The organism is Streptomyces sp. NRRL B-1347, from assembly GCF_000720325.1.
Taxonomy (GTDB): Bacteria; Actinomycetota; Actinomycetes; order Streptomycetales; family Streptomycetaceae; genus Streptomyces.
This window is the reverse complement of record NZ_JOJM01000010.1, coordinates 101,562-124,808: the sequence shown is the minus strand read 5'-3', so window position 1 is coordinate 124,808 and position 23,247 is coordinate 101,562. Positions and strand designations below refer to the sequence as shown.

Genomic DNA, 23,247 nt, shown 5'->3' with positions numbered 1-23,247 from the left:
CGGCCTCTCACCGGGTGAAGCCGATGTCCTGGTAGATCACGGAGGCGTAGCCCTGGGCGCCCAGGTTGGCGAGCGCGCGTTGCGCCGCGACGACGCCCGGCTCCTGGTAGAGGGGGATGGCCGCCGCCTCTTGCCAGATCAGGCGGTCGGCGCGGTTGATGACGTCGATGGCCTCGCGCTTGTCCGTCTCGCTCGCGGCCTCGTCGAGGAGGGCGTCGATCCGCGATGACCCGGTCCGCGCGAAGTTCAGCTGGATGTCCTTGCCTTTGGGCCGCACGTAGATGCTGCGGCTGAGCGACACCGGGAAGGGCCTCTTGGTCCAGCTGAAGACCGTCAGGTCGAATTTCCCCGGGATGATGTGGCGTTCGAAGAGCGCCTTCTCCGGGACGAGCGTGAGTTTCGCCCGTACGCCCACGTCGCGGAGCATGGCCTGAATGACCCGGGCTTCGTTCTGCAACTCGTCGTTGCCGCTCGCGGCCAGGTAGTCGAGTTCGAGCCGTTGCCCGTCCTTCTCGCGGACATCGCCGTCGAGACGCCACCCGGCCGAGTCGAGCGCCTTGCGGGCCGCCGCGGGATCGTACGTGCCGACCGGGCCCGCGTTGTCCTGGTAGCCGTCCTGTTGGGGAAGGAGGAAGTGGTTGCCGAGCGGCCGCGCGTTGCCGCCGACTCCCTGGAGGGCGACCTGGGTGATCCTGCGGCGATCGACGGCCTGCGCCAGGGCCCTGCGCACGCGGGCGTCCTTGAGGAAGGGGCTTTCGCCGTTCATGGTCAGCTGGTGGTGGCTCGGGCTCCCGGCCCTCCGGATCTGCGCGTGGGGTGTGTCCTGCGCGGATCGGTACGCGGCCGCCTTCACTCCGACGTCGAAGAAGTCGACTTCTCGATTGGCGAAGGCTCCGGCGTGGGCGCCCGGGTCGAGGGCGCGGAATACGATCTTGTCAAGGAGTGGGCGGTCGCCCCACCACGCTTCGTTGCGCACCACGGTCAGCGTCTTCGCGGTCTCGTCCCGGTGGGCGAACTTGAACGGCCCGGCGGTGACATCGGCCCCGCCCTTGAATCCGTTGTTGAAGCCGCTGACCGTGCGGATGACGGACGCCGGGTACAGCGGCGTGAACAGCGATCGCCACTCCCCGAACGGCCTGGCGAAGTCCACGGCGACCTCCCGGTCTCCCCCGGGTCCCCTGGACACCTTGGTGATCAGCTCGTAGCCGGTGTGGGACATCGCGTGGAAGGCGGCCCGCCTGCCGTTCTGTGCCTTCCAGTTCGCCTGGAAGTCCCGGTAGGTGATCGGGGATCCGTCGGTCCACCGCGCCTTCTCGTTGATGCGGTAGGTGACGCGCTGTCGTCCGTCCTTCGAACGGGAGACGGCGGAGACGAGATAGTCAGGGTCCGGCGTCACCCGGCCGCGGTCGTCGCTCTTCATGACGATGGGCATCATCGACTCCATGATGCGCCGGGTGTCGAGGTGTCCGCCGTCGAGGTGGCGGATGTTGAGGTTCTCCTGGATCACGGTCACCGGCCAGTTGAGGGCGCCGCCCTTCTTCAGGTCGGCGCGGTCGACGGGGTTGACCTGACTCGCGCCTGGTGGCTTCGCGGAGGGCTTGTCCTCGCGGGTCGAGCACGCGCTGCCCAGCGAGGCGCAGACGGCGGCTACGACCACCGAGGTGAGGACCGTACGAGCAGGGCGCATGGTGCCGCCTCCTGTGAGTGTGACTACCGGTTTCCGCCGCTCCTCGGGGTCAGGTGCACTGTCCGGAGGTCGGCTCCTTGGGCCCTCAGCCGAGGGCTTCGCGCGGCCTTGCGAAGTGGCAGGCCGCCGTATGGTCCTCCCCCTGCGGCGACGGCATCGGGTCCTCCGTCTCGCACCGCCGCCGCTGCTCGGTCGGCAGCTCGGCGTGGCGGGGGCAGCGAGGGCGGAAGCGGCACCCGGTGCGGCTCTCCGCCCCTCCCGGCGGCTCGTCGACCAGCGGGAGGCGGGCCCTGGCCCGCTCCAGCCTCGGCTCGGGCCGCGGCACCGCGGAGAGCAGGACCTGGGTGTACGGGTGGCTGGGCCGGGCGAGGACGGCGGCGGCGTCACCGGCCTCGACGACGCGTCCCAGGTGCATGACCGCGACGCGGTCCGCGAGGTAGGCCGCGACGGCCAGGTCGTGGGTGACCAGGAGGCAGCTGAGCCCCAGCTCCGCCTTCAGCCTTCGCAGCAGGTTGAGCACCGTCGCCTGCGCGGACACGTCGAGCGCCGCGACGGGCTCGTCGAGCAGCAGCAGCTCGGGCCGCGGGGCCAGCGCCCTCGCGATGCCGACCCGCTGGGCCTGGCCCCCCGAGAGCTGTGCGGGGAACCGGCCGCGGTGCTCCGGGCCGAGGCCGACGAGGCCGAGCAGGGCGGAGACCCTGCGGGCGCTCGCCTCACGCGTCCAGCCGTACGCCCTCAGCGGCTCGGTGAGGCTCTCCTCGACGGTCATGCGCGGGTCCAGGGCCGCGACCGGGTCCTGGAACACCATCTGCACCTCACGGCACAGCTGTTGCCGCACGCCGGGCTTGGCACCGCGGACGTCCTGACCGTTGACCAGCACGGTCCCCGCCGAATGGCGCCTGTGCGGCGGCGGTGGTTCCACGACCTGACTCAGCAGCGTGGTCTTGCCGCTTCCCGATTCACCGACCAGCACGAGCGTCTCGCCTCGCCTGACGTCCAGGCTGACGTCGTCCACTGCCCGCACCGGGCCCGTCCTGGCCTGTCCCAGCGGGGACCGGCGGGCCGGGTAATGGTGAACCACCCGGTCCATCCGCAGGACGACGGGCCGCTCCGCGCGCGTCATCCACTTCCCGCTCCTCTCCCCGCTCGGCGCGACGAGGTGGGGAAGGTCCCCCGGTGCGCCACGGAGCTGTTCGCTCTCACGCCGCCGCCCGACCTCCGCGCTGCGCAGGCACGCGGTCGGATGGCCGACGCCGTGCCGCGCTTCCAGAGCGGGCTCTCCGTCGCGGCAGGAGTCGACGGCCAGCGGGCATCGGGGCACGAACGGGCAGCCCTGGGGCACGTACAGCGTGTTCGGCGGGTTTCCCCCGATCGGGGTGAGGGTGCGCTGGTCGACCTCAAGACGGGGCACCGCGCCGAGCAGTCCGACCGTGTACGGCATCCGGGGCCGTTCGTAGACGTCGTCCACGGGGCCTTCCTCGACGAAGCGTCCCGCGTACATGATGTGGATCCGGTCGGCCAGGCCTGCGACCACCGCCAGGTCGTGCGTGATGATCACGACGGCCGCTCCGGTGGCCGTACGGGCCTTCCCGATCAGGTCCAGGATCTGGGCCTGGGTGGTCACGTCAAGCGCGGTCGTGGGTTCGTCGGCCACGATGACCGCGGGGTCGTTGGCGATGGCCATGGCGATGGCGACGCGCTGCCGCATTCCGCCGGAGAGCTCGTGCGGGTAGGAGTCGATCCGCCGGGCGGGGTCGCGCATGCCCACCATGCCCAGGAGCTCGACCGCCCGCCGACGCGCCGCCGCCTTGGACAGCCGCTGATGGACGCGCAGGGCCTCCATGATCTGGTACCCGACGGAGTACACGGGAGTCAGCGAGGAGAGCGAGTCCTGGAAGACGATGGACAGGTCCTTGCCACGGACACGGCACAGGCCCCTCTCCCCGAGGGACAAGAGGTCTTGCCCGTGCAGCCGCACGGAGCCGCGGACTTCGGCGTGCTCGGGCAGCAGGCCCAGCACGGCCGACGCCGTGACCGACTTCCCCGCCCCGGACTCGCCGACGATGGCCAGTACTTCGCCGGGGCGCACGTGAAAGGAAACCCCCCTGACCGCGTGGACGGTTCCGCCGGAGCTCGGCAGGGAGACGTGCAGGTCCCGTACCTCCAGCACGGGTGGGACGCGCGGCCGCTCCCCCTCCGGGAGGGCCCTGTCGGTGGGTGCGGCGCATCTCGTCGAGCCTCGCGCGCCCCTTGTCCCCGCCGATCCCGGGTCGAGTGCGTCGCGCAAGCCGTCGCCGATCAGGAACAGCGACAGGCACAACAGCAGCAGGGACCCTGCCGGGAAGTAGAAGAGCCAGGGGTACGCCATCACGTTCGGCGTTCCCGACGCGATGAGCGCCCCGAGTGACACCTCCGGGGGATGCACCCCCAAACCCAGGTAGGCGAGGCCCGCTTCGGCGATGACGGCGGACCCGAACTGCAGCGTCGCATCGATGATCAGGAAGGAGGCCAGTGAGGGAACCACATGCCGACGGATCACTCTCCGGCCGGGCAGACCGAGGTGACGGGCCGCCCGCACGAAGTCGCGTTGCTTCAGGGACCGCGTGCCGGCGCGTACCGCACGCGCACTGATCATCCAGCTGAAGACCGACAGAAACACGATCAGTAGCAGCCAGGTCGTGTCCTCCATGACCGGCGACAGGACCGCGACCAGCAGGAACCCGGGCAGTACCAGGAAGAGATGGATGCTCGCGAGCGCGACGCGGTCCGTCCAGCCCCCGGCATAGCCCGCGGCGGTCCCGATGACGACGGCGATCGCCGTGGAAAGGATCGCCGTGAGCAGGCCGACGACCAGGGACCTCTGGGTGCCCCGCAGCACCAGGGCGAACAGGTCCGCTCCGGCGCCGTCGGTGCCGAAGGGGTGGCTGCCGCTCGGCGGGCTGCGCAGGGCCAGCGGGTCGAGATCGCTGTGGTCCCAGGGATGGAACAGGGGTGCGCAGTAGGCCAGTACGGCGAGACCGATGAGCATCACCGAGCCGACGAGCACCGCCGGGTGTCTCTTCAGCGTGGTCAGAACCCGTACGGCCCGACGGCGCGCGCTCCTGTGTTCGAGCGATTCACCCCGAGTCCTCGTCAGCAGGGCCCCGGGGCCGGGGAGTGTGCTCATGGGATCCTGCTCCTCGGGTCGAGAACGAGGTGCAGGACGTCGGCGATCAGGCTCGCGACGAGAACCAGCGCGGCGGTGAAGAGCCCGATCGCCGCCACCACGTTCACGTCCTGGGCGAACACGGCGTCGACGAGCCATTCGCCCATACCGTGCCAGCCGAAGATCCTCTCGATGAAGACGGCTCCGGTGAAGACCAGCACCGCGTTGTACGTGAGCAGCGGAAGCAGCGGCAGGACCGCGACACGCAGCGCGTGTCTGCGCAGGGCCGTGCGCCGGGAGAGCCCTTTGGCCCGGGCAGTGCGCACGAAGTCCGCGTGCAGCACATCAAGCATCGTGTTGCGCTGGTACAGGCTGAACAGCGCGACCTGGTACGCGATCAGCGTGACGCTCGGCAGAACGAGGTGCTGGGCCCTGCTGACCAGCCTGTCCCAGGTCCCCGTCGACTCCGGCGCGTACTCCCCGGTGTAGGCGAAGAAGCCGCTTCCCACCGCGTCGTTGACGCTCCTCGCCCCCAGTTGCAGCGCGAGCGCGATGACGAAGACGGGCGTGGCGAGGACGGCGAAGGCGGCCAAGGTCAGGATGCGGTCGCCCCGGCCCTTGCGCAGCGTGGCGCTCCAGGCCCCGAGCAGGATCCCGCCGACCGAACCGATGAGGGAGGCCAGCAGGACGAGCCGGACGCTGGTCATGGCGCGGCGCAGGAACTCCGGGCTCACGTCGGCGCCGGACACCTGCCGCCCCAGGTCTCCCCGGACGACCCCCCACGCCCAGTGCGTGAACCGTTCGACGACCGGCGTTTCGGGGTTGAGGTTGTAGGCGTTGAGGACGGCCTCGACTTCCGCGGGGGACGGCGGCGGATTGCGGTCGGCGTAGTTGGACCGCGGGTCCAGGCTCAGCGCGGCGAGAAAATACGTGCAGGTGACCGCCAGCAGCACCAGCACGAAGGTGGTGCCCAGTCGCCGAGCACAGCAGCGAAGCACGGACGGACCCCTCGACTCGACATCGCCTGGAACGACCGAATAGCGCCTGTCTCAGACCGGTTCACAGGCTGAGACCCCAAAAGCGTATCCGCGTACGTGTCGGTTGAGGCGCTCACCTCAGAACACGTACCCGTTCGTGGTGTCTTCGAGGATCGTCGGCGTCTCGGGAGCGGAACGTGGAATCATCACGCCCCCGCCGACTCCGGACACACCACGCCTCCGACATCGTTGTCAAAGGCGCGGCGTGCACGGTCACAGCCCTACGGGATGCGGCCTGCCCCGAGGGAGCACCGCATGCCGGGGCGTGCGGTCGCCTTACGGCGTGTAGACGGCGTCACTGCCGTACAGCTCCCTGGTGAACGCGGAGACGTCGGCGCTGCGGTCGGCGCCGTTGAGGTTGTACGTCAGATAGACGCCGTAGCCTTCGCTGACGGTGCGGCGGGCGAGGTTGGCAGCCGTGCTCTGCGAGGTGCGGCCGATCTCGACGGCCGCCGGTGAGAGCTTCGACTTGGGCAGGGCGATGCCGGGGACCTGCCAGGTGCCGTAGTACGGGTTCCAGGCGTAGTCGAACTTGGACGAGATGTTGACGCCGCCGTAGGAGAGGCGGGACGCGGCCGGGCCGATGTTGTAGAGGCTGATGATCTTGTTCGGCATGTTCGCGCGCAGCGCCGTCACCAGGTGCACGAACGAACTGGCGTTGGGCTGGCCGGTGCCGTTGTTGCCGTACTCGGCGTACTCGTCGTCGAAGTCGATGCCGTCGAGGCCGTACTTGGTGACGGTGTCCGACAGCTGCTTCGCGAACGCCGACGCCGCCTGCTGGTTCGGGAAGTTGGCGAAGCCCGCGCCCTGGTGGTTGCCGAGCACCGAGAGGACGACCTTGATGCCCTTCTGCTGCAACGGCCGTATCTGGGTGGAGGCGTTGTCGAGGACGCGCTGCACGTTCTCGTTGAAGTGGAGGTACGCCGACTTCTTGCTCGTGTCGTAGTTGATGTTCGCCGCGAAGATCACGGCGACGTCGAAGACGTTGGCGCCGCCCTTGGCGAGGGTGTACTTGCCGACGTTCAGCATGCTGTTGTCGTTCACCTCGACGTACGCCACCGAGGTCGGCCCCTGTTTCGTGGGAGCCGGAGCGGGGGCCGCTGCCGCGCCGGTCGAGGTGGTCGCGCCGAAGGCGAGGGCCGCGACTGCCGAGAGCGCGAGCGCGGCCGTTCGCGCTCTGCTCCGTACCAGAGTGAACATCGTTGATCGGTCTCCCATCGCATGGGTCGGCGCCCGACCTGTTCGAAAGCGCCGAGTGAGCGCTCCGAGTTTTCCGCTCCCGTGACCGAATCCCAAGATTCACACATGATCTCTTCACAATTCCCACGCATGTTGCGCCCCAGTCGGCACTCGCGGACAAGGGAGCCCCGGGCGACGCCCCGCCCCCACCGGGCGGCCTTGCGGTCAACCGCCGTACGCAGAGCCCCCGTCGGCACCATCCCGACGAGGGCTCGTCAACTATTCCGTGCGCAAGGCCGTGGCCGTTCGGGCCCGGGCCGCCAAGCCCGCGGGCAGGAGTGCGCCCAGGACGGCGATGAGCAGGCCGCCGAGGGCGAGCGGGAGCAGTGCGGCGGCGTGGTAGACGGCGAGGACCGGTTCGGGCAGGCGGAGTCCCACGCTGTCGCCCATCGCGGGGAGGACCCAGCCGTGCAGGGTCACGCCGAGCGGCACGCCCACGGCGCCCGCGACGAGTCCGGTCACGGTGACCGAGGTGAGGACCATCGCGATGGTCTGCCGAGGCGTCATGCCGAGCGCCTTGTGGACGCCGAGCTCCCGCACGCGCTCGCGGGTGTCGAGCAGGACGCCGTTGAACACACCGAGCGCGGCGACGGCGACGAGCATCAGCGTGAGGATCGCCGACAATGCGTTGAGCGTAGCGACCGTGTCGCCACCGGCGCCGGGCCCGCCGACCCGGGCCGTGACACCCAGGGGTGCCAGATCCTCGTTCAGCGTGTCGACGTAGTCGGCGACGTCGGTGCCGGACGTGACCGCGATGTGATGGCTCGTCTCCGCCAGGTTGGGAGGTGCGCCTGTGAGGGTCGAGGCGTCGGTGTAGACCTGCATGCCGTCGTTGCGGGGGTCGAGGACCTCGCCGACGATGCGGACGGTGACCGGCTCGGCCAGGCCGTTCAGGGTGACGGTGTCACCGATGCGGGTGCCGGTGGCGGTCAGGAAGGGGGTCGGGACCACCGCCTCGCCGGGCTTGTCGAGCCAGCGGCCCGAGACCATGGTGTAGCCGCCCCAGGAGGCGTCGCCGGTGAAGGCGATCACGTCGACGGTGTCGGTCAGGCCGGCCACGGCCGTTCGGACCGTCGAGGCGCTGTAGTGCTTCCCGGTTCCGGCGTCGGCCTCGATGGCCGCGGTGACCGCTGCGGGATCGGCCGTGGGCCGCTGCTGCTCGGGTTCGGGGCTTTGCGGGTCCGGCAGGGGCGCGGCCACGGTGACGTCGGCCGCGTCGTGGGCCTTGGCCTTCATCACCTGGCCGAGCGAGGCGCCCATCCCCACGGTGAAGGTGACGGCGATGGCGCCGAACAGGACCGCGATGCCCATGGCCAGCGCTCGGGCGGGCCGCGCGAAGGGCCGGACCAGGCCCAGGGCGACCGGCTGCGGCAACGGCAGCCGCCCTGCCAGGCGCGCGGCCCAACGGCCGCGCCCCGTCGAAGCGTTACGCCCGACGGCGAGCGCGTCGACCGTGCGCAGCCGCCCGCCCCGCCAGGCACTGGCCCACGCGGTCACCGCCACCAGACCGAGCACCCCGGCGACCACCGCCAGGTCGACCCAGGGGGCGATGGTCAGGGACGAGGTGCCGTAGACCTCCTCGGTCTCGGCCAGTACGGGGACGGCGAGCAGGTGGCCTGCGACGACGCCGAGGGCGGTGCCGACGGCGGCCGGGATCAGCGCCTGGCCCACGTAGGCCCGCACGACCTGGGCCGGAGTGAAGCCGACGCCCTTGAGGATGCCGATGCGGCGCGTTCCCGTACCCACGGCCGACGCGACGACGTTGCCGACGATGAGCACCGACATGACCAAGCCCAGGGCGCCGAACGCGATGAGGAACGGGACGTAGAGGGCGGTGTCGCGCTCGGCGCTCTTCTTGACGGTGAGCCAGGACTGCTCGCCGACGGCCGCTTTCGGCGGCAGGGACCGTGTCACGGCTCTGCCGCCCGCGGCGATCTGCGCGGCGGTGCCCGCGTCGGTGAAGCGGTAGAGCATCTGAAAGCCGCCGCTGCCGGGCGCGGTGAGCGCCTGCATCTGGGACGGGAGCACCCAGGCGTCGGCGCTGTGCGTGACCGAGCGGGCCACCCCGACCACCGTCAGGGTCGGGCCGTCGGGCAGACGGGAGAAGGCGAGCTTCACGCCCATGGCCGGGATGACGGAGGAGTCGGCGGACAGCGCGATCTCCCCGGGGCGCGTGGGCCACCGCCCTTCGAGCAGTGCCACCTCGTCGACGTCCCGGCCGGGGTCGCCGCGCCCGACCACGGTCATCGGCCAGCCGGGGTTCTTCCAGCCGTCCGGCCGCGGGGTGACCGTCGCGGTGCGGAACGGCCCGGCCGCGTCGCTCACCCCTCGCGCGCGCTTGGACGCGGACAGCTGCCCGGCACTCACCTTGCCCGCGTCGAACTGTACGGACAGATGCGCCCCGCGCCGCTTGGCGAAGGCCTCGTCGAAGGGCGCGCCGGACACCACGAGAAGCGTTCCGCCGAGGACGGACGCGGCCACCGCCATCATCGTGGCGAGCCCGATCACCAGCGTCTGCACCCGACGCCGCCCCACGCCCGAGCGCACCACCTTGCCGAGCGCGCTCATCGGACGGCCCGCGAAGTGACCGTCTCCGAAGCAACCGTCCGCGAAGTACCCTCCTGCGAGGTGGCTTCCTGCGACCGGGCGTCTTCGATGATCCGGCCGTCGGCGATGCGGACCGTACGGTTCGTGCAGGACCGCGCCAACCCCAGGTCGTGAGTGACCACGACGATGCTCTGGCCCTCGGCATGGAGACCGCTGAGCAGTCTGCTGACGTCTTCTCCGGCGGCCGTGTCCAGGGCCCCGGTCGGCTCGTCGGCCAGGAGCAGCGCCGGCCAGTTCATCACCGCCCGGGCCACCGCGACACGCTGCCGCTCGCCGCCGGACAGCCGCGCCGGGTAGGCGCGGGCATGCCGTTCGATGCCCAGCAGTTGCAGGAGTTCCGCGGCCCGGCGGCCCGCCTCGCGGCGTGCCATGCCTGCGAGGCGGGCGGGCAGGACGACGTTGTCGGTGACGGTCAGATCGTCGAGCAGGTTGAAGAACTGGAAGACCATGCCGATCTTCGACCGCCGATAGAGCGCCGATCCCGCTTCGCTCAACCGGTCGACCCGCACGCCGTCCACGGTGACGGTCCCCGTGTCGGGCCGGTCCAGGCCCGCGATCAGATTGAGCAGCGTGGACTTGCCGCTGCCGGAGGGGCCGAGGACGGCGACGGCCTCGCCGGGCCGCACGGTCAGCGACACCTCGTGCACGGCGGGCGGGCCGTTGTCGTAGCGGCGGCTCACCTCGCGCAGTTCGATCACGGGAGTGGTCATGAAGGGCTCCTTGGGTACGGGCAGTTGGCTGCGTGAACGGGGTACGGGCAGGCGGCTGCGTGAACGCTAGGAGCGGACCCGGTCCGCACGCGTCGCCCGCCCGAACCCCTTCCGGTACCGCGCCGGGATGAGCCGCGCAGACGTCATCCCTGCGATGTAGGCGGCTGATGTACCCGGTGCACCGGCAATGACCACCAAGGCGGACTCCGCAGATCCGGGCGGCGGCGACAATGAACCGGTGATGAACGTACGTACGACGGTGGGGCAGTTGCGGGATCGTGCCCGCCGGGCCGTCCGCGACGCCGGGCTTCCGAGCGGTCCGCCGCTGCGGCCCACCCGGCGCGCCTGGCAGTTCGACGTACTGATGGCACTGTCACTCGGGGTCATCACCGTCTACTACGGCGTCGACAACGTAGGGACCGTCGTGGTGCGCGAGATCGCACCCGGCGTGAAGCACGTCATGACGCGCCCGCACGGCCCCGGCGGTCTGGCCTTCATGGTGGGCCTCGCGGTCATCGCCTCGGGTGCCCTGGCGCTGCGCCGTCGCTATCCGCTCGCCGTCCTGTGCGTCGTGACGGCCGCGACGCTGGCGACGCCGCAGAGCGTCCTGCGGCTGACCTTCTACGCGTTCGTCATAGCCGTCTACAGTGCCGCCGTGTACAGCCCGTACCGGGTGGCGACCCTGGCGGCGCTGCCGGTGGCGGTCGTCCTGGTCGGCACGTCGGGCAACTCGGTGACGCCGATCGTCCCCAACGAGTACATCGCCCTGCTGATCCTGGTCCCGATGGCCGTGGCCGCCGTCGGTCTGCGCACCTGGAAGCTCCGCCACGACGAGGGCCGCACCCGCCTGTCCGCTCTGGAACACAGGCAGGCCGAGGCGCTGCGCCGGGCCGTCGAGCACGAACGGGCCCGCATCGCCCGCGAACTGCACGACGTCGTCACGCACAACGTCAGCGTGATGGTCATCCAGGCGGGCGCGGCCCGCACGATCATGAGGTCTTCGCCGGAGCAGGCCGGTGAGGCGCTGCTCGCCGTCGAGGCGGGGGGACGGGCGGCCATGACGGAGCTGCGCCACGTCATGGGGCTGCTCACCATGGCCGATGAGGGCGAGGCGGCGGAGCCGGGCGCGGAACCGGCCGACGCGGAGGTGGAGTTGGCGCCGCAGCCCGGACTCGGCCAGCTGGAGACGCTGGTCGGACGGGTCCGGGACACCGGGCTTTCCGTCGACCTGACCGTGACGGGTCCGCCCCGCCCGCTCCCGCCCGGGCTCGAACTCGCCGCCTACCGCGTGGTCCAGGAAGCCCTGACCAACACCGTCAAGCACGCGTCCGGCGCCACCGCCGCCGTGGTCGTCGAGTACCGCCCGGAACGGCTCCGGGTGGAAGTCACCGACGCCGGGGGGCGCCCCGGCGCGAACGCGGACGTCGGCAGCGGGCGGGGCCTGATCGGCCTGCGCGAGCGCCTCGCCGTCTACGACGGAACCCTGAGCACCGGCCCGCGCCTGACCGGCGGCTACCGTGTGGAGGCCCTCATCCCCCTGGAGACACCGTGACCGACCCTCTGCGGGTGCTCCTCGCCGACGACCAGACCCTGGTCCGTACCGGATTCCGGCTGATCCTCGGCGCCGCCGGCATCGACGTCGTCGCCGAGGCGACGAACGGGGCCGAGGCGGTCGAAGCGGTCCGCCGCACCCGGCCCGACGTGGTCCTGATGGACGTCCGGATGCCCGAGATGGACGGCCTGGAGGCCACCCGCCGCATCCTGGCCGCGCCCGAAGCCCCGCACTCCTCGCGAACAGGGCAGGCCCCCCTGCCCGGCAGACCCCGCGTCATCATCCTGACCACCTTCGACCTCGACCGGTACGTCTACGCGGCGCTGTCCGCCGGTGCCAGCGGCTTCCTCCTCAAGGACGTCACCCCCGAGCAGCTGACCGCGGCCGTCCGCACGGTCCGTACCGGCGACGCGCTGCTCGCGCCCGCCATCACGCGCCGCCTCGTGCAGCGGTTCACCCGGCACGGCGGCGAATCAGCCGCCCTCCACCGCGACCTCGCCACGCTCACCCCGCGCGAGCTGGAGGTCCTGGGGCTGCTGGCCCGAGGGCTCAGCAACGCCGAACTCGCCGCCCGCCTCCACCTGGCCGAGGCGACCGTCAAGACGCACGTCGCCCGCATCCTCGCCAAGCTCGGACTCCGCGACCGCGTCCAGGCCGTCATCGTCGCCTACGAGACCGGCCTCGTCAGCGCCGGGGCACGCGACTCCACCGAGGCGACCTAGCCCGGAGCCAGGGCTCGGGACCGGCGCTCCACGGCCCAGCTCGTCGGCGAGGACGCGGCGCGGCGCGGAGGCTCTGCACCCGTTGCGTGAGGCGGCGTTTTATGGCTTCCCAGAGGTGCCCGTACGGTCCCATTTATGGAACGGATCTTTCAGACGGCCGAAGAACTCATGGCTGCCTTGCGTGCGGGTGAAGTGACCTCGGTGGAACTGACCGACGAGGTCATCGCCCGTATCGAACGGGACGACGTAGCGCTCAACGCGATCTGCGTGCCGGACTTCGACCGCGCGCGGGCCGCCGCGCGCGAGGCCGACCGGGCGCGCGCCCGCGGCGAGGACCGACCGCTCCTCGGCCTTCCCGTAACGGTCAAGGAGTCCTACAACATCGCCGGGCTGCCCACGACCTGGGGCATGCCGCCGCACCGGGACTTCCTGCCCGCGGAGGACGCGGTGCAGGTGACGCGGCTCAAGGACGCGGGCGCGGTGATACTCGGCAAGACCAACGTGCCCTTGGGGCTGCAGGACATACAGAGCTTCAACGAGATCTACGGCACCACCAACAACCCCTGGGACCACAGCCGCACGTCGGGGGGCTCCTCCGGCGGCTCGGCGGCGGCCCTGGCGGCCGGATTCGGGTCGCTGTCCATCGGCTCCGACATCGCCGGTTCGCTGCGCACCCCCGCGCACTTCTGCGGCGTCTACGCGCACAAGCCGACGCTCGGCCTCGCGGCGTACCGAGGCATGACCCCGCCGCCCGCACCGGCCCTGCCCACCGAATCCGACCTGGCCGTCGTCGGCCCGATGGCGCGCACCGCCCGCGACCTGACGCTCCTGCTCGACGTCATGGCCGGACCGGACCCGCTGACGTTCGGTGTGGCGCACCGCGTGACGCTGCCGCCCGCCCGCCACGAGCGGCTCAGCGACTTCCGAGTCCTGGTCGTCGACGACCATCCGCTCATCCCGAGCGGGGCCGCGGTCCGGGCGGGTGTGAACCGGGTGGCCGACGCGCTCGCCGACGGCGGCGCCCGCGTCGCACGGCACAGTCCGCTGCTGCCCGATCTGACCGAATCCGCCCTGCTCTACACGCAGTTGATGTTCTCCAGCTCCGTCGCGCGCTTTCCCATCGAGACGTACGAGCAGCTGCGGATCCACGCCGCCGCGCTGAGCGCGGACGACCGGAGCCTCGACGCCGAGCGGCTGCGCGCCATGGTGTTCAGCCTCCACGACTGGCTCGCGGCGAACAACCGCCGCGAGCTGCACCGCCACGCCTGGCGGCAGTTCTTCAAGGAGTTCGACGCCGTGGTGTGTCCCATCACGCCCACGCCCGCGTTCCCGCACGACCACGACCCCGATCCGCTGCGGCGCCGGATCGACATCGACGGCGTCGAGTACCCGTACTTCGACCAGCTCGTCTGGGCCGGTGTGGCGACCATGCCGGGTCTGCCCGCCACCGCCGTGCCTGCGGGCCGGTCGCCCGAGGGCCTGCCGGTGGGGGTGCAGCTCATCGGCCCGATGTTCGAGGACCGCACCCCGCTGCGCCTCGCTGAACTGCTGGAGCAGGAGATCGGCGGGTTCCAGGCGCCGGAGTAGGGCGACCGGCAACACACCGCGGCCCCACCGGATGGCTTCCGGTGGGGCCGCCCCGTGCGCGGGCCTCAGTGCTCGCTAGCGGACGTCGACGTAGTCCTCACGCCCGTGGTCCGCGTAGTGGGAGGTGTCCGTGTCGGTGTAGCGCAGCTGCCAGGTGCCGTCGCGCTGCGCGGTGAACTTCTTGCGGAACGTGCCGTCGCTCAGCGTCTTGGTGCTGCCCAGCTCCTTCCACGCGGAACCGCTGGTCGCGGCCTTGAACCAGACGCGGACCCGCTGCCCGCCGTACGGCCGCCAGGTGGACCCCGACTTCTGCATCAGGCCGCCCTTGGCGGTGACCGTCGCCCCCTTGCGCACGCGCTCGGGGGTGACACCGTCGTTCCAGACGCGCGTGTACTTGCGGCCCAGCTTGACGCTCGCACCGTTCACGTCCGCGTTGACGAGGCGCAGCCGCCAGTCGGCGCCCGCGTCGGCTTTCCTCGGCGAGGACGCCGTGAAGGAGGCACCGTACGCGGCGTCGAAGGTGCCGGTGCTCGTCCACGATCCGCCCTTCGGGCGGTGGTCGATCGACACCTTCGTCGTGGCCCCGGCCGGGTACGACCCCCGTGTGACACCGAGCTTGCCGGTGAAGGTGACCTTGCGGTACTTGCTCACCTTGGCCTCGACGTTCGACAGCTCGCTCGTGCGCGAGGGCGTGGCCATCGTGAAGGTGTGCGGGGACGGCGCGGTGAACCAGTTCGACGCGGCCGGCTGGACCTTCACCTGCTCGCCCCGCTTGACGGTGTACCGCGTGGCGAAGGTGCCGTTCTCCCCGCTCTGCACGGTGCCGTCGGTGCCGATGTTCACCTCGGTGGCCAGGGGCTTCTCGGTGCCGTCGTCCGCGATGCGGGTGACCTTGCCGCGGACGGGAACGTCACTGCCGTACGGGGCGGTGACCGTGCCGCTGGGGGTGTCCGCCTTGAGCTTCAGCTCCTGCTTGTGGAAGGGCAGGCCGAGGGACTCGTACTGCTGGTCGAACATGTACTCGTAGGTGGTGTCGGTGCTGCGCTCGTGGAAGGACGCGGACTGCGTGAAGCGCCCCGCCTCGTCCGTCCACTTCCATCCGTCGGTGAAGACCTCCCGGGCGCGGTAGTACATGCCCACCCCGGCGAACGGCTTCACCTCGTGGGTGTTGGGGTCCTCGGCCACCAGCGATCCGGTGATCTCCAGGGACGGGTGGTCGTAGGAGATCCTCGGGTGGCTGCTGGTGAGGGTCAGCTTGGGGTTGAGGCCGTAGTTGAGGAAGCCGGTCGACCGCTGGACGACCTCGTTCGGCTGCCCCTCCCTCGCCACGACGTCGATCACGTAGGAACCCATGGCGGGCAGGGTGACCGGTCCGGACCGGAAGGTGTCCTCGTAGCAGTCGTCCGCGTCGGAGCAGCTCTCGGTGTCGTCGAGGCGGAGGCTGGCGAGGACCTTGGTGTCGTCCTGCTCGTGAATCTTGAGCGTGACGTCCTTCGGGTGGAACCCCGAGGACATGTGCTCGTAGCGGGCGTAGATCTTGCCGCCCTCCAGCAGCGTATCCGTACGGCTGCGGGGGTCGCCGCCACCCGCGTGCGCCGCGGGCACGGCGACCAGTGTGGCAGCGCTGACCACGAGGCTCGTGGCCATCGCTGCCGTGAACTTCTTCAAGACTCCCCCAGTGGGCGTTGCTGTTCGTTTCGCGCCTTTGACCTGCGAGGCGGCCGAATGGTTGTGCGACTCCCCGCGTGTGCCGACCGCGGCGGCCCGCACAGGCCGCGACACCGGAGGGCTCGTCACCCCAGCGGGTGAAAGGGCGACACATGTGGGTGACGTCGGCCCTCCGGCCTGGTGACAGCGCGGCATGCCCGCTTGATGCTCGCGTCATGGGTAAAGGAACCAGGCATTCACGCCGTACGACCTTCCACCGGGCCGCCCGAGTCGCAGCCGTGACCGCGACGCTCGCCTGGCCCACCGCGGCCTTCGCGGCCCCCGCCGACCTGCGGCCCGCAGCGGAGAACTGCGTCGTCAACGGCCAGCCCCAGTCCGGCCCGGAGATCTACGGAACCAGCGGCGACGACGACATCCGCTGCGACCGCCTCGTCTCCGGGGACGTCATCTTCGGCCACCACGGCAACGACACGATCCGGGTCACGTTCAACCGCGCCGGCGTCATCAACGGCGGCGACGGCGACGACACCATCAGGCTGGAGGAGTGGAGCATCGGCCTGATCCAGGCCGGCGGCGGCAACGACGACGTCATCGCCTCCGTCAACGACGAGATCGACGGCGCCAAGGGGAGGATCCACGGCAACCAGGGAGACGACGAGATCCAGGTCCTCCTCAACGAAGGCGAAGTCGACGGCGGCGAAGGAAACGACATCTGCCGCGTCAACGAAGGCATCGTCCTGAACTGCAACCCGTGAAGGAGGCCCATCCGACCCAAGGATTCACTTGGGTCAGATGGAGAGAATCCGAGGATTGACTTAAGTTTCACGCCCCCTCGATGATCCTCTCGGGCCCAGGGCGGCAACCCGGCCCGCCCCTCCTGCCGCGTCCGGACACGGCCGAGGCAGCGGGACGGGTGCCGACCCGTGAACCGAGAGGACCCCCATGCCCCACACCGCACCGCTCAGCAGCGGCTCCACTCCTGCCCCGCCTCGCTCAACGGTGGCGGTGCTCGGCCCCGGAGGGATCGGCGGCCTGCTCGCGGCGCTGCTCTCCCGCGCCGGGCACCGCGTGATCTGCGTAGCCGCCGAGGAGACCGCACGCACCCTGCGCCACAGTGGCATCCGCGTGCACAGCGCGCAGTTCGGCGACTTCACCGCCGCGGTCGAGGCGGACACCGTGCTGCGTGAGCCCGTCGATCTGTGCCTGGTCACGGTCAAGCAGACCGCGCTCGACGCGGCGCTCGACCGCGTCCCGCCCCATCTCCTCGCCGACGGCCTCGTGCTGCCGCTCCTCAACGGCATCGAGCACCTGGACATCCTGCGGGAACGCTTCGGTGCGGGACGGGTGACACCGGCCGTGATCCGCGTCGAGTCCACCCGCACCGCCCCCGGCGTCATCGAACACGGCAGCCCGTTCCTGGAGATCGACCTGGCCGTACGGCACGAACCGCGCCTCCCTGTCGCCGCCTTGCTCACTTCCATCGGCGCGGACACCCGCGTCGTCCCGGACGGGAACGCCGTCCTCTGGGCCAAGCTGGCGTTCCTGGCCCCCTTCGCGCTCCTCACCACCCGCTACGGCGTGCCGATCGGCGACATCCGGTCCGCGCGGCGCGCGGAACTGGAGGCCCTGGTCGAGGAGACCATCGCGGTCAGCAGGGCGTGCGGCGGGCCAACGGATGCCGCCCCGATCCTGGCGCGCTACGACGCCTTCCCGCCCGGCAGCAAGTCGTCGATGCAGCGCGACGCGGAAGCGGGCCGTCCGCTGGAACTCGACGCGATCGGCGGGGCCCTGCTCCGCGCGGCGGAGCGGCACGGCATCCGCGTACCGCTGACGACACGCTTGATGGCCGACCTGCAAGAGCGGCTGGGCTCCCCGTCCCCCAGTCCGTGACCGTCCCCGACGCCTCGTCGGTCATCGCTACGAGCCTTGCCCGGCAAGGGTGTTGCCCCCCGGGCGCGCATGGCTCGTCTACTTGCTCCGCAGCTTCCCCAGCGGGCTGGGGTCGTCCTCCAGCGCGGTGACCGCGGCCTTCCAGGCCGTGTCCTCGGGGTAGAGGGCGCTGCGCAGGAACGCCGTGCTGAGCCGCTGGATCAGGGCGACGCGGGCGGGGCTCTCGTCCGTCGTCTCGGCGACCTCGTACCCGGGGATGCCGCCGAGCGAGTGCTCGGCCCCGAACAGCGTGAGCAGGCTCTTGTCGCCCGGGCTGTAGGTGTAGGGGTCGGTGAACCAGTCCGGTCCGCGCGTGGACAAGTGGGATCGGTCGTTGTCCCCGGCGACGATGAGAGCGGGTGCGCTCATGGCGCCGAAGGACGGCTTCATGAAGGGGAAGTGCTCAAGGGCGAACGGCGTCAGGCTGTCGCCCAGGCCGGTCAGGGCGAGCAGCACACCCGCCTTGACGCGGGGGTCGGACAGGTCATCGCCGCGTACGCCGTTGGAGTCGAGGACGCGCGCGCCGAGGAGCGCGCTCGCCGTCTGGGCTCCCCAGGAGTGACCCGCCACGGCGACGCGGTCACGGTCGATGCGCCCGGCGAGGCCCGGCACTGCGGCTTCCAGTGCGTCGAGTCCGTCGATGACGCGCTTGAGGTCCTCGACGCGGTAGCGCCAGATCCGCGGCGTTCGGGGATCCTCGGCGGGCAGGCCGAGCGTTCTGGAGTCCAGGTGGGTGGGCCGGACGACCACGAAGCCGTGGGCGGCCCAGAAGTCCGCGAGCGGTGCGTAGCCGTTCATCGACCAGCCGAAGCCGTGGGAGAAGACGATGACGGGCAGATCACCGCCGGTCGCGGGGGCGGACACGCTGACCTGGAGGTCCTCGCCGCGGCCCGGGGCGGGCAGTACCACCGGCTTCGCGGATATCACCAGGGCGGGCGAGCCTGTGGCCATCGGTGCGTTCGTGGAGTTCGATTCGGACATGGAACTGCCTTCCGTGCGGCGCTGCGCAGCCTTGGTGCGGGCCGGCGGTCTGGTCGGCCGGCCCGGGGTCTGCCATCATGGATGAAACGGAACCTTGTTCCACATACAATACGGAACACTGTTCCGCTTAGCAAGGTCATGGAGGTAAGTCGCGTGAACGACAACGGCAGGGGCGCGGAAAGCACGGCCAGGCCCAAGCGCAAGGACGCCCAACGCAACCAGCAGACCCTGCTGGACGCGGCCGCGGCGGTCTTCGTCACCTCAGGCGTGGAAGCGCCGGTACGTGACATCGCGGCCAAGGCCGGGGTGGGCACGGGCACCATCTACCGCCACTTCCCCACCCGGGCGGACCTCGTCATCGCCGTCTACCGCCACCAGGTCGACGCCTGCGCCGAGGCGGGACCGGCCCTGCTGTCGACCGGCCCGACTCCTCATGCCGCCCTGGGGCAGTGGGTCGACCTCTTCGTCGACTTCCTGGTCACCAAGCACGGCCTGGCCGCCGCGATGCAGGGTGACAACTCCGGCTTCGAGGCGCTGCACACCTACTTCCTCGACCGCCTCCTGCCGGTGTGCACCCAACTCCTCGACGCGGCCGCCGCTTCCGGCGAGATCCGCTCCGACCTCGACGCCTACCAACTCATGCGCGGCATCGGCAACCTCTGCATCGGCGCTGACAGCGACCCCCGCTACGACGCGCGCCGACTGGTCACGCTCCTCGTCGCGGGACTCCGCCAACCGCACTGACCACGGCGCTCTGCGCGCTCTCGCCCGGCCCCCGCGTGCTCAGCGGTCGCGGTGAACGGAAGCGCGGAGGTGGGCGATGCCCAGGTCGATCGCGGCCTCCAGGTGGGTGATGCCGCCCGTGGTCATGACGATCAGCACGCCGCCCTGGATTCCGGCGAGCAGGGCCGCCGCCTCCCGATCGGCGTCCAGCCCGGCGGCGACCTCGCCGCTGCCCTGCATGTGGCGGATGCCCGCGGCGAGTTGCTGCTGCCACCGGCCGAGGAGTTCACCGGCCACGGTCCGGGTGGCGTCGGTGGCCCCGCCCAGGTGGGCGAGGGCCGCGTGGAGGGGGCAGTCGCTGCCCTGCGCCTGGTAGCGGGCGACGACCTTGTCACGCCACTGGTGCCAGGCCGCCCAAGTGGTGAGGGAGCCGAGTTCGGGTTGCTGCTCGTCGATGACCCGGGACGCCTCGTGCCGGGCCACGGCGAGCAGCAGCTCGTCCTTCCCGTCGGGGAAGTAGTGGAAGAGCTGACTCTTGCTGGTCGCCGTACGGGCCATGACGTCCTCCAACCGCACCGCGAACACGCCCTGTTCGCGGATCTGGTCGGCGGCACCTTCGATGATGCGCTGCCTGGTCGCGGTGCCCTTGCGGGTCAACGGCATGGGTCCTCCCGTACGAGCTGTCCTGTGTCCCATTCAAACGGATCGGGCGCCGCGCGTGGGCCCGCGGCGGGCGGTGGGCGCCGCACGTGGGCCCGCATCGGGCTGCGGCCGCTCAGGGCAGGAGCAGCAGCTTGCCGGTGGTGCGCCGCGACTCCAGGTCCGCGTGGGCGCGGGCCGCGTCCGCGAGCGGGTAGCAGCCGGTGACCCGCTGGACGAGCCGCCCCGCCAGGATCAGGTCGAACACCTCCCCGGTCCGCCGCAGCAGGGCCTCGCGGGTGGCGACGTGGTGGTGCACCACGGGGTAGGTCAGCAGGATGCTGTTGGGCAGGTCGGTGGGGCGCAGCGTCGGGACGCCCATGAAGGGGCCGTAGTAGGCGTGCACCCCGTGCGGGCGCAGGGCCAGCTGGGAGGAGCGGAACGTCCCCGCGCCACCGCCGTCGTAGACGACGTGGGCGCCCTGCCCGTCGGTGAGCTCCCTGACCTGCTCCTCGAAACCGCCGCCGGAGTGGACCAGGACGTGGTCGGCGCCTGCCTCCTTCGCGATGGGTGCCTTCTCCTCGCGGGAGACCAGCCCGATGACCCGGCCGCCGCGCGCTCGGATCATCTGTGTGAGCAACTGGCCGACGCCGCCCGCCGCGGCGTGCACCACGGCGGTGTCTCCCGGGCCGACCGGGTAGGTCTCGGTGCTCAGGTGGCTGGCGGTGAGGCCCTGCATCATCACGGCGGCGGCGGTCTCGTCGCTGATGCCGTCGGGCACCTTGACGAGCGAGCCGGCCGGGACGGCGAGCAGCTCGGCGTAGCTGCCCGGGTGGTAGAACCAGGCCACCCGGTCACCGACGGCCAGGTCCCGCACCCCTTCGCCGACCGCGGTGACACGGCCCATCCCTTCGACGCCGAGGACCGCGGGCGCCGCCCATCCCGGGCCGCCCTCGGCACGGGCGCCGACGTCCATGTAGTTCACACCGGCGGCACCCAGCCGCACCAGCACCTCACCGGGACCGGCCGACGGATCGGGCAGCTCGGTCCAGCGCATGACCTCGGGACCGCCGTGCTCCTCGATACGGATCGCATGCATGGGTGACACCTCTCTGCGGGAACAGGCACGTGTTCCTGTGGGAACAGGCACGTGTTGTCGGGAACGGCAGCACCGTAGGACGCCAAAATTGGACCAGCAAGTCCAAACTCGGGGCTGGGGAAGGGCGTTGCTCGTCCGCTCATCACCGATGCAGGCGAAGGCCCCCTCAGCGTCCGACACATGCTCAGGTGAGCGGCCTGGTTCGCAGCGCATTTCGAGACCGCCCCACGCACGGCCGACCCGACGGTAGCGTGATCGACATGACGGCTGAGGGCGAGACGGCAGAGGGCGAAGCCCTGATCGGCGGCATGATCAATGCAGGCGCGGTCTTCCGCCACGGTGCCCTGGTGGAACGTCCAGCGCCACGCACCGCACGCGCTCTCCATACTCATCTCCTCGCTCTCGCAGATCACGGGTTCGACGCGGCTCCGATCCCGGTCGGCCTCACCGAGGACGGCCGCGAGCAACTGACCTTCATCCCCGGTGACGTGGCTCTATCGCCTTATCCGCACTGGGTCATGACCGAGACCGCGCTGCGATCGGTGGGAAGCCTGCTGCGGCGCCTGCACGACGTCAGCGCGGCCATCGCTGTTGACGCGGACGCCAGGTGGCCCCGGTCCCTGGCCGACCCGGCGGGAGGAACGATGCTGTGCCACAACGATGTCTGCCCGGACAACGTCGTCTTCCGCGACGGCCGTGCCGTGGCCCTGATCGATTTCGACATGGCAGCCCCCGGCCGAGCCGTGTGGGACGTCGCCATGACCGCCCGCTACTGGATTCCCATGCTCGATCCCGCATCCGCGACGGCTCACCATCCCGCGGGACTGGACGCCCCGACGCGACTGCGGATCCTCGCCGACAGCTACGGCCTCTCCCCGCAGGAGCGCGCTGAGCTGCCCGACGTCATCGAACAGGCCACCGCGTCCTGCCGGGCCTTCGTCGCCGACCGGGTGGCCGACGGCGACCCCGTCTACGCCCAGGCGCTGTCCGAACGCGGCGGCTGGCAGCGTTGGGACCGCATCCAGGAGTGGCTGACGGCTCACCGCGAGATGTTCACGTCTGCCCTGTTGAGCTGACGCGGCATCGCCGCATCCCGGCCGGGAGGTCCGAACGGTCGGACGCGCACGGTCGACGCGATCCGGTGCCGCGCAGACAACGAGGCTTCGGCCCCACCAACTACTTGTCCACAATTTGGTCAAGGGTTCCACCATGTGAACGACCCGCCCATGACGATCTCGGTGCGGGCAAGATGCCTCGCATGACTGAGGAGATACGCGAGGCATACCTGCTGGGCGCCGAACAGGCCGTGCAGCTGCTGGCCACGGAAGGGGTGGCGCGTCGCTGGGGCAAGGAGTCGGTGCTGCCGGGGATGACGGTGGGCGGACTGGCGGGTCACCTTGCGCGCAGCGTCCTGCAGGTCGAGTGGTTTCTCGACGGCGAGATCGTCGGCGCGGAGCCGGTGTCGCCAGTGCGCTACTACGCGCGGCTCGTCGGCACGGCCTTGCCGGACTCCGCACTCAACGTCGGCGTGCGCGCGCGGAGCGAGGAAACGGCAGCCGTCGGCCCCGCCGCCGTGGCTGAGCAGGCACGCACCGCATGGCACAGGCTGGCGCGACGGCTGGACCACGAGCCCGCCGATCGGCGCGTGGCCGTCCTCCACCGGCCGGGAGAGGAGATGCTGCTCGACGGCTACCTCCAAACCCGGTGCGTCGAATTGGCAGTGCACCTTGATGACCTGGCGCTGAGCGTGGGCGCTCCCCGGCAGACGCCCGAAGCCACGCTCGCCGTCGCAGTCGACGTCCTCGTCGCAGCCGCCCGCGACCGGCACGGCGACCAGGCCGTACTGCACGCGCTCGCCCGGCGAGAACGCGACGCCGCCCAGGCCTTGCGCGTGCTGTAACCCGTCCCGCCACACCGACGCG

The 23,247-nt window shown here is 71.0% G+C and carries 18 protein-coding genes; 8 read left to right on the top strand and 10 right to left on the bottom strand.

The genetic code is table 11. From position 1 onward, the window contains the following. Window positions 1–7: 7 nt before the first annotated feature. The 6 genes from IG74_RS0112560 to IG74_RS0112535 form a co-directional block, all read right to left on the bottom strand. Window positions 8–1,687: an ABC transporter family substrate-binding protein gene (locus IG74_RS0112560; protein ID WP_030674464.1), complete on the bottom strand. Its 1,680-nt coding sequence runs from the start codon at window positions 1,685–1,687 to the stop codon at window positions 8–10. Window positions 1,688–1,772: 85 nt separating this feature from the next. Beyond that, the gene (locus tag IG74_RS0112555; RefSeq protein ID WP_078868739.1) at window positions 1,773–4,853 is read right to left on the bottom strand and encodes a dipeptide ABC transporter ATP-binding protein; all 3,081 of its coding nucleotides are present in this window, start codon (window positions 4,851–4,853) and stop codon (window positions 1,773–1,775) included. Further along, window positions 4,850–5,785 (bottom strand): ABC transporter permease, encoded by a 936-nt coding sequence (locus IG74_RS0112550; RefSeq protein WP_234334317.1) that lies wholly within the window; start codon window positions 5,783–5,785, stop codon window positions 4,850–4,852. Before IG74_RS0112550 ends, IG74_RS0112555 begins: the two co-directional genes overlap by 4 nt. 360 nt (window positions 5,786–6,145) lie before the next feature. Next, the gene (locus IG74_RS0112545) at window positions 6,146–7,069 is read right to left on the bottom strand and encodes an endo-beta-N-acetylglucosaminidase H (RefSeq protein ID WP_030674455.1); all 924 of its coding nucleotides are present in this window, start codon (window positions 7,067–7,069) and stop codon (window positions 6,146–6,148) included. A 258-nt stretch (window positions 7,070–7,327) separates the two neighbouring features. Then, window positions 7,328–9,676 carry an ABC transporter permease gene (locus IG74_RS0112540; protein ID WP_030674452.1) on the bottom strand — a complete coding sequence of 783 codons (2,349 nt, stop codon included), beginning with the start codon at window positions 9,674–9,676 and terminating at the stop codon, window positions 7,328–7,330. Further along, a complete protein-coding gene (locus tag IG74_RS0112535; RefSeq protein WP_051854825.1) occupies window positions 9,673–10,425 on the bottom strand; it encodes an ABC transporter ATP-binding protein in 753 nt (250 codons plus the stop codon). The genes IG74_RS0112540 and IG74_RS0112535 overlap by 4 nt, the downstream gene beginning before the upstream one ends. 241 nt (window positions 10,426–10,666) lie before the next feature. On the opposite strand from IG74_RS0112535, the gene IG74_RS0112530 reads away from it, so the two are divergent. From IG74_RS0112530 to IG74_RS0112520, 3 genes are all read left to right on the top strand, one after another. Further along, complete coding sequence (locus IG74_RS0112530; protein ID WP_030674446.1) at window positions 10,667–11,977, top strand: sensor histidine kinase; 1,311 nt, start codon at window positions 10,667–10,669, stop codon at window positions 11,975–11,977. Continuing rightward, window positions 11,974–12,699, top strand: a complete 726-nt coding sequence (locus tag IG74_RS0112525; RefSeq protein WP_030674444.1) for a response regulator — start codon at window positions 11,974–11,976, stop codon at window positions 12,697–12,699. Before IG74_RS0112530 ends, IG74_RS0112525 begins: the two co-directional genes overlap by 4 nt. A gap of 135 nt (window positions 12,700–12,834) precedes the next feature. Further along, the gene (locus tag IG74_RS0112520; protein ID WP_030674441.1) at window positions 12,835–14,286 is read left to right on the top strand and encodes an amidase; all 1,452 of its coding nucleotides are present in this window, start codon (window positions 12,835–12,837) and stop codon (window positions 14,284–14,286) included. A 75-nt stretch (window positions 14,287–14,361) separates the two neighbouring features. On the opposite strand, the gene IG74_RS0112515 is transcribed toward IG74_RS0112520, so the two are convergent. Then, the gene (locus IG74_RS0112515) at window positions 14,362–15,954 is read right to left on the bottom strand and encodes a hypothetical protein (RefSeq protein ID WP_030674438.1); all 1,593 of its coding nucleotides are present in this window, start codon (window positions 15,952–15,954) and stop codon (window positions 14,362–14,364) included. Window positions 15,955–16,232: 278 nt separating this feature from the next. On the opposite strand from IG74_RS0112515, the gene IG74_RS0112510 reads away from it, so the two are divergent. Further along, window positions 16,233–16,709, top strand: coding sequence for a hypothetical protein (locus tag IG74_RS0112510; protein WP_030674435.1), 477 nt, complete (start codon window positions 16,233–16,235; stop codon window positions 16,707–16,709). Window positions 16,710–16,896: 187 nt separating this feature from the next. Continuing rightward, the gene (locus IG74_RS0112505) at window positions 16,897–17,844 is read left to right on the top strand and encodes a ketopantoate reductase family protein (RefSeq protein ID WP_051854824.1); all 948 of its coding nucleotides are present in this window, start codon (window positions 16,897–16,899) and stop codon (window positions 17,842–17,844) included. Between the two features lie 78 nt (window positions 17,845–17,922). On the opposite strand, the gene IG74_RS0112500 is transcribed toward IG74_RS0112505, so the two are convergent. Further along, on the bottom strand, window positions 17,923–18,864 hold the full coding sequence (locus IG74_RS0112500; RefSeq protein ID WP_030674429.1) for an alpha/beta hydrolase family protein: 942 nt from the start codon (window positions 18,862–18,864) through the stop codon (window positions 17,923–17,925). Window positions 18,865–19,017: 153 nt separating this feature from the next. Here IG74_RS0112500 and IG74_RS0112495 point away from each other — a divergent pair, with 153 nt between their 5' ends. After that, a complete protein-coding gene (locus tag IG74_RS0112495) occupies window positions 19,018–19,608 on the top strand; it encodes a TetR/AcrR family transcriptional regulator (RefSeq protein ID WP_030674426.1) in 591 nt (196 codons plus the stop codon). A gap of 39 nt (window positions 19,609–19,647) precedes the next feature. Here IG74_RS0112495 and IG74_RS0112490 read toward each other — a convergent pair whose 3' ends face one another. Together IG74_RS0112490 and IG74_RS0112485 are read right to left on the bottom strand one after the other, a co-directional pair. Continuing rightward, window positions 19,648–20,250 (bottom strand): TetR/AcrR family transcriptional regulator, encoded by a 603-nt coding sequence (locus IG74_RS0112490; protein ID WP_030674424.1) that lies wholly within the window; start codon window positions 20,248–20,250, stop codon window positions 19,648–19,650. Between the two features lie 112 nt (window positions 20,251–20,362). After that, window positions 20,363–21,325 carry a quinone oxidoreductase family protein gene (locus IG74_RS0112485; RefSeq protein WP_030674421.1) on the bottom strand — a complete coding sequence of 321 codons (963 nt, stop codon included), beginning with the start codon at window positions 21,323–21,325 and terminating at the stop codon, window positions 20,363–20,365. A gap of 260 nt (window positions 21,326–21,585) precedes the next feature. Here IG74_RS0112485 and IG74_RS0112480 point away from each other — a divergent pair, with 260 nt between their 5' ends. Both IG74_RS0112480 and IG74_RS0112475 read left to right on the top strand, forming a co-directional pair. After that, complete coding sequence (locus IG74_RS0112480; protein WP_030674418.1) at window positions 21,586–22,401, top strand: phosphotransferase enzyme family protein; 816 nt, start codon at window positions 21,586–21,588, stop codon at window positions 22,399–22,401. Between the two features lie 182 nt (window positions 22,402–22,583). Next, entirely contained in the window at window positions 22,584–23,225 is a 642-nt protein-coding gene (locus tag IG74_RS0112475; RefSeq protein WP_030674415.1) for a maleylpyruvate isomerase N-terminal domain-containing protein, read from the top strand. Window positions 23,226–23,247 lie beyond the last annotated feature (22 nt).

Coding starts and splice junctions, on each gene's coding strand:
- IG74_RS0112560 (WP_030674464.1), bottom strand. CDS start 1,687: ATGCGCCCTGCTCGTACGGTCCTCACCTCGGTGGTCGTAGCCGCCGTC.
- IG74_RS0112555 (WP_078868739.1), bottom strand. CDS start 4,853: ATGAGCACACTCCCCGGCCCCGGGGCCCTGCTGACGAGGACTCGGGGT.
- IG74_RS0112545 (WP_030674455.1), bottom strand. CDS start 7,069: ATGTTCACTCTGGTACGGAGCAGAGCGCGAACGGCCGCGCTCGCGCTC.
- IG74_RS0112540 (WP_030674452.1), bottom strand. CDS start 9,676: ATGAGCGCGCTCGGCAAGGTGGTGCGCTCGGGCGTGGGGCGGCGTCGG.
- IG74_RS0112535 (WP_051854825.1), bottom strand. CDS start 10,425: ATGACCACTCCCGTGATCGAACTGCGCGAGGTGAGCCGCCGCTACGAC.
- IG74_RS0112530 (WP_030674446.1), top strand. CDS start 10,667: ATGAACGTACGTACGACGGTGGGGCAGTTGCGGGATCGTGCCCGCCGG.
- IG74_RS0112520 (WP_030674441.1), top strand. CDS start 12,835: ATGGAACGGATCTTTCAGACGGCCGAAGAACTCATGGCTGCCTTGCGT.
- IG74_RS0112505 (WP_051854824.1), top strand. CDS start 16,897: ATGCCCCACACCGCACCGCTCAGCAGCGGCTCCACTCCTGCCCCGCCT.
- IG74_RS0112500 (WP_030674429.1), bottom strand. CDS start 18,864: ATGTCCGAATCGAACTCCACGAACGCACCGATGGCCACAGGCTCGCCC.
- IG74_RS0112490 (WP_030674424.1), bottom strand. CDS start 20,250: ATGCCGTTGACCCGCAAGGGCACCGCGACCAGGCAGCGCATCATCGAA.
- IG74_RS0112485 (WP_030674421.1), bottom strand. CDS start 21,325: ATGCATGCGATCCGTATCGAGGAGCACGGCGGTCCCGAGGTCATGCGC.
- IG74_RS0112480 (WP_030674418.1), top strand. CDS start 21,586: ATGACGGCTGAGGGCGAGACGGCAGAGGGCGAAGCCCTGATCGGCGGC.
- IG74_RS0112475 (WP_030674415.1), top strand. CDS start 22,584: ATGACTGAGGAGATACGCGAGGCATACCTGCTGGGCGCCGAACAGGCC.